The following is a 4,967-nucleotide window of genomic DNA, read 5'->3' as shown; positions in this document are numbered from 1 at the left end:
TGGGGCTGGCGGGGATGCCGCGGCGGATACCCGACTACGCGCTGCAGTTCGCCGACTTCAACGCGATCTCCAGCATCGGCGCCTTCGGCTTCGGCACCACCCAGCTCCTGTTCCTCTACGTGGTGCTGAAGTGCATCCGCGGCGGCGCCAAGGCACCGGCCAAGCCGTGGGAGGGTGCGAAGACGCTGGAGTGGACGCTGCCCTCGCCCGCGCCCTATCACAGCTTCGAAACCCCGCCAGTCGTGAAGTAACCGGAACAAACCTTACGGGAGCCTGCCATGATGAGAGACGTGAACATGCCGGAGCACATGACCCTCACCGAAGACGCGGAGACGGAGCGGAGGCGGCTGGCCGCATTCCGGACGGCACTGTGCGTGCTGGCTTCATCGCTGATTCTGCCGCTGGCCCATCATCTGTGGCAGGCATACTGCTGTTGATCCGCCGCCATCGTAAAAAAATAGGGCGCATGCCGGAATTATACGGCCGGCATGCACTCCAACGAATAGCGGCGCCATGTGCGCCGGCCTGCGATGATTCTTTCCCGAACGACCCAGTATGCCATTCAGGCGCTCATCTACATGGCCATGCAGCCGCCGGGGGTGACCATTCTGACCCGCACTATCGCGGGGCATCTGAATTCGCCGCCGACCTATCTCGCCAAGATCCTCCAGGAGCTATGCCGCAGCAGCCTGCTGTATTCCTTCCGCGGAAAGCAGGGCGGGTTCTGCCTGCGGGAGAACAGCGACCAGGTGACGCTGATGCAGATCGCCCGGCTGACGGAAGGCATGGCCTTCATGGAAGGCTGCGTACTCGGCCTCAGGGTCTGCAGCGACAGGACCGCCTGCCCCATGCACGTAAAATGGCTGCCGATCCGGCAAGAGATCATGGACTTGCTGCAGGGCCAGACGCTGGGAATGCTCGCCGCGCGGGTGGCGAGCGGCCGCTACCGCCTGACCGATCTTCCTGCGGTGATCCTGGAAGACCCACGACTCGCGACATAGGCGTATGCTATATTTCCAATAGGTGCCCACATGCCAGAACACTCGTCCCAGCCATCCGCGGCCGCCGAACCCACCGGCGTTCCGATCGATTGCCGCAACTGTGGCGCCTATCGGCTATGCCTGTCGCTATGGCTGAAGACCGGCGACTCGTCGCTGCAGGAGTATGTCGTCAGGAAGAAGCAGGTATTCAAGCGCGGAGAGGTGCTGTACCGCATGGGACAGCCCCTGGAGTACGTCTACGTGATCCGGGGCGGTTCGGTGAAAACCTGCATCAGCACCGAGGAAGGACGGATGCAGGTGATGGGCTTCCATATGGCGGGAGAGTTGCTGGGTCTGAACGCCATCGGCAACCGGCGGCACAACTGCGAGGCACGGGCGACCGGCCTGACCTCGGTGTGCGAGGTTTCGGTCGAGCGCTTCGAGGAGCTCGCCCGGAAGGATTCCGCCATCCAGTACCAGATCTTCAAGATCATGGGTGCGGAAATCCGCCACAGCCAGGAATTGCTGTTGTTGCTGGGCAAGCACAGCGCCGATGAGCGCCTTGCCGCCTTCCTGCTCGGACTGTCGCAACAGTTCGCGCAGCGCCGCTGCTCTCCCACCGAGTTCGTGCTGAGCATGTCGCGCAGCGACATCGGTAACTACCTGGGCATTGCGGAGGAAACCGTGTGCCGTGTGCTTGCCCGTTTCCAGAATGACGGCATCATCAGCAGTGAATGCAGGCACGTGCGCCTCAGGGATCTGCAGCGCCTGCGCCAGATTGCCCGCCATCCCGCTGCCTCCGGCTTCCGCCGCGCTGCCCTCCCGCATCTGCCGGCCTGACCCGTCGCCCGGCTGGGGGCCACAAGCAGGCCCCCCCGGCCTGTTCGATCGTCTTCCCCCTGCCCCACCGGGGATGCGAGTGCTCGTTCACGCGAAACCCTGCTCCAGGGTTACAATCCAGGGTTGGCGGCATGCGTCAGTCATTTTCCGCGATGCGCCGCTGCCGGTGCGGCGCATTGGTGGACCACGCCTTTCCGTCCCTCCCCCTTCCGCGCAGCGGCTTTACTTCGGGAACGATGCAGGGAGCACAAAATGAGCAATCATGCCAGAATCATGAGCACGCTGATGGGCGAGCACGCGGTCATTGCTTCGCTGATAGGGACGCATCGGATCCATTATGTCGATGTTCCCGTGCACAGGAACATCGGCGATCTGCTGATCATGCTGGGCACGCTGCGCTTTTTCGAGCGCCAAGGAATCAGCATCGGCCACAAGGCGGCCTATTTCGGCTATCGTTCACGGTGGGCGCATTCCGACGACGTGATCGTGTTCAACGGCGGAGGGAATCTCGGCGATCTGTACGAAGGTCCGCAACAGGCCCGGGAAGCGGTGATCCACGACCTGCCAAGGAACAGGATCATCATCCTTCCCCAGACCATCCATTTCCGTTCGCAGCGCGCCTACGACGCCTGCTGCCAGATCTTCTCGCAACACCCGGATCTTCACATCTGCGTAAGGGATCATGCGTCCCATGGGCTTGCCCTGCCGATGTCGCGGCACGTCTATCTCCTGCCGGACATGGCCCACCAACTGTGGCCCATACGCCCGTCCCGGACTCAGGCGGATGGCCATCTCGCGCTGCTCAGATCCGACCTCGAGTCGGCCGGCAGCGTTGCGACGAATGGCGGCGTGCACGCGGACTGGCGCGAACTGGTGGGTCGCAGGAACACCCTGATCCGGCTGGCGCGCGGGATATTGGGCGCATCCCACGCGGTGGGCCTGGCGCCCGGCCTGCAGTCGCGCGAACTCGACCTGTGGATCAGGTACGCAGCACGGCTCGTCGACGATATTCTCGATTTCTTCGGGAAATTCGGAACGATCACGACCGACCGGCTGCACGCCCATCTCCTGGCGTGCCTGATGGGAATCCCGGGTACCGTGCTCGACAATTCCTATGGCAAGAACCATTCCTATGTCGCGGCATGGACCGGAGCGAGCGATATCGTACGAGTGGAAGCGGAGGGTACGGCAGGGAGCCTCGGCATGCTGCCCCACGCCTAGCGACGCTCTCCCGTTCCCGCTGCGACCGAAGGGCTCAGGGCGCCGGCGGAGCGATGCCGGACTCCCGCAGACAGAGATTCCCCGGGACAAGACATTCGACGACCCGCATGGAATGGATCGACCGGTCGAAGTCTATCCTGTAGCCGGAAGCAGATTGCAGCGGCATTCCAGGCGCATCACCGGCATCCGGAGTGTCATTGCCTGGCCCCGCCCCCTCCATGCCCGGAAAGGTGATGCCGGGCCGGACGGCACCTATCTCCATCCGCAATTCCCGGTAGCCGTTCCTGCGCAGTTCATCCAGATTCCTCTCATAGGGAGGGTATAGCACGTCGCCATACTGCACCGTGATACCCGCCATGAGTTCGTCCGTGAGACTGGATGTTTCCATGATCCGATATATCTCGTCCCAATGAATGCCGTTCTTGCCGCGCCGATCGCCGCCCATGTTCCGGTAGGACTCGATGCCGCACAGGATTTTGCTGTGGAGTTGCCGCCGGGTTCGTATCGGCAGGTGGTAAAGGGGAAACCCGCTTCTCGCCGGCAGGCCGATCTTGGTGGATCTGTCCCCCAGGAAAAGGGCGTGATTGCCCTGGGCGATGAAATAGTCGGCCGGCGGTACGCGACTGGGCTGGAATGCGATCTTGCGGTGGCGCGAAGGCCTGGGTGGGCCCAGGAACAATTGATCCTCGATCTTTCCACACTCCATATCCAAAGGAATCAGATTCAACCATGGCATGGAAATGACGGGGAACGCAGCGAGTTCGGCCAGTCGTGAATCGAAGGCCTCTCTCGACCTGAATGGCAGGAATTCGTCGGCGTCGAGAAAGAACACCCAGCCCGGCATTTCCCGATCCACCAGATTCTGCGCAACGTAGGTCATCAACTCGGATTGATAATACCCGGGTTCATCGAAGAAATAGCACTCGACCTTCGGGTGGCTGTCCGAGAGAAGCCGGATGTATTCGCGAGTGCCGTCCGACGAAAGGTGATCGACAAGGATGATGCGATCGAACAGCGACAGGGCATGCGCGCAGAAGGCTTCCAGGATGTCCCTTTCGTTCCTGACCATCGTGATGAGTGTCGTCCGCACGGGGAGGCTGTGCGTGGTGAGACTCCTGGCCCCCGACACGAAATAGGCCCACAGCATCTTCCAGCAGATGGCGAGTCGGGAGGGCGAGAAGCGATTCATGAGTGTGAAACAGCGAAAGATCCATTGGCTCCACGGCATGGCGTCGATCTCATCGCGGGCCTTCGACCATGCCGTTTGGCTGTACCGTATTGTATCAGGATTCATGTTTCTTCATCCATTCGGATGACGCAGGACGCATTTCTGCAGATGCCCTCGCCTCGCCCATCGTCCCCAAAGATGATCCCCGTCAGGTTCTCGTTTCCGGAAGCGTCTTATCATCCACTCAGGATAAGCGCATCTGATTATCCGAATGCGTCCGCATCGAATCGAACTCGATCCGGTCGGTAGAACCGGCATCATTGGAGAAAATGAAATGAAGTCTTTTTCTGGAGGCACACGTACGCTCAGCGGGGCCGCCCTCGTCCTTGCCACCGTCGCCATGACTGCATCCATGCCTTTGGCGTTTGCCGGAGACGCGCGGACGCAGGCTCTGGAGCAGTCGCTGCGGCAGTTGGAGGCAAGCCTGCGGGCTGTGCGCGAGGAACTGGATCAGATCAAGGCGGAGTCGGCGCGCGAGTCGCGCAAGCTGGCGGAAATACAGGAGCGCTCCACCCGGCTGGAGCGACAGCAGGATACCCGGCAGGCAGCACCCGCGGCAGCGGCTCTTCCGGAACAGTCCGGCAAGCGCCACATGGTGTTCTTCCGGGGCGGCTACTCCCACAACTTTGACCATCGCGACGGTGTCTCCATCCACAGCGATGGCGCCGGCGGAGCCGGTGGGCGGCCAGACCGGGATG

General features: G+C 61.9%; 5 protein-coding genes and 2 pseudogenes. 6 read left to right on the top strand and 1 reads right to left on the bottom strand.

Annotated features, from left to right (window positions below; all coding sequences use genetic code 11):
* The 5 genes and pseudogenes from BT108_RS13145 to BT108_RS13130 all read left to right on the top strand — a co-directional run.
* Positions 1 to 251 (top strand): annotated as a pseudogene (locus tag BT108_RS13145) (cytochrome c oxidase subunit I); the annotation flags it as partial.
* A gap of 27 nt (positions 252 to 278) precedes the next feature.
* Positions 279 to 437: a hypothetical protein gene (locus tag BT108_RS13880; protein ID WP_177257325.1), complete on the top strand. Its 159-nt coding sequence runs from the start codon at positions 279 to 281 to the stop codon at positions 435 to 437.
* A gap of 93 nt (positions 438 to 530) precedes the next feature.
* Positions 531 to 1,001, top strand: coding sequence for an RrF2 family transcriptional regulator (locus tag BT108_RS13140; protein WP_072295008.1), 471 nt, complete (start codon positions 531 to 533; stop codon positions 999 to 1,001).
* Between the two features lie 30 nt (positions 1,002 to 1,031).
* Positions 1,032 to 1,820 carry a helix-turn-helix domain-containing protein gene (locus tag BT108_RS13135; RefSeq protein WP_072295007.1) on the top strand — a complete coding sequence of 263 codons (789 nt, stop codon included), beginning with the start codon at positions 1,032 to 1,034 and terminating at the stop codon, positions 1,818 to 1,820.
* A gap of 252 nt (positions 1,821 to 2,072) precedes the next feature.
* Positions 2,073 to 3,041, top strand: a complete 969-nt coding sequence (locus BT108_RS13130; protein WP_072295006.1) for a polysaccharide pyruvyl transferase family protein — start codon at positions 2,073 to 2,075, stop codon at positions 3,039 to 3,041.
* A gap of 34 nt (positions 3,042 to 3,075) precedes the next feature.
* Here BT108_RS13130 and BT108_RS13125 read toward each other — a convergent pair whose 3' ends face one another.
* A complete protein-coding gene (locus BT108_RS13125; RefSeq protein WP_072295005.1) occupies positions 3,076 to 4,335 on the bottom strand; it encodes a glycosyltransferase family 2 protein in 1,260 nt (419 codons plus the stop codon).
* Between the two features lie 208 nt (positions 4,336 to 4,543).
* Between BT108_RS13125 and BT108_RS13120 the strand changes: the two are divergent.
* Positions 4,544 to 4,967 (top strand): annotated as a pseudogene (locus BT108_RS13120) (OmpH family outer membrane protein); the annotation flags it as partial.

This window comes from Nitrosovibrio sp. Nv17, assembly GCF_900119085.1.
Classification (GTDB): Bacteria; Pseudomonadota; Gammaproteobacteria; order Burkholderiales; family Nitrosomonadaceae; genus Nitrosospira.
The sequence above is the reverse complement of the archived record's forward strand: the minus strand, read 5'-3'. Positions and strand labels throughout refer to the sequence as shown.

Excerpts from the sequence above, each read along its gene's own strand:
- BT108_RS13880 (WP_177257325.1), top strand. The coding sequence starts at position 279 with ATGATGAGAGACGTGAACATGCCGGAGCACATGACCCTCACCGAAGAC.
- BT108_RS13140 (WP_072295008.1), top strand. The coding sequence starts at position 531 with ATGATTCTTTCCCGAACGACCCAGTATGCCATTCAGGCGCTCATCTAC.
- BT108_RS13135 (WP_072295007.1), top strand. The coding sequence starts at position 1,032 with ATGCCAGAACACTCGTCCCAGCCATCCGCGGCCGCCGAACCCACCGGC.
- BT108_RS13130 (WP_072295006.1), top strand. The coding sequence starts at position 2,073 with ATGAGCAATCATGCCAGAATCATGAGCACGCTGATGGGCGAGCACGCG.
- BT108_RS13125 (WP_072295005.1), bottom strand. The coding sequence starts at position 4,335 with ATGAATCCTGATACAATACGGTACAGCCAAACGGCATGGTCGAAGGCC.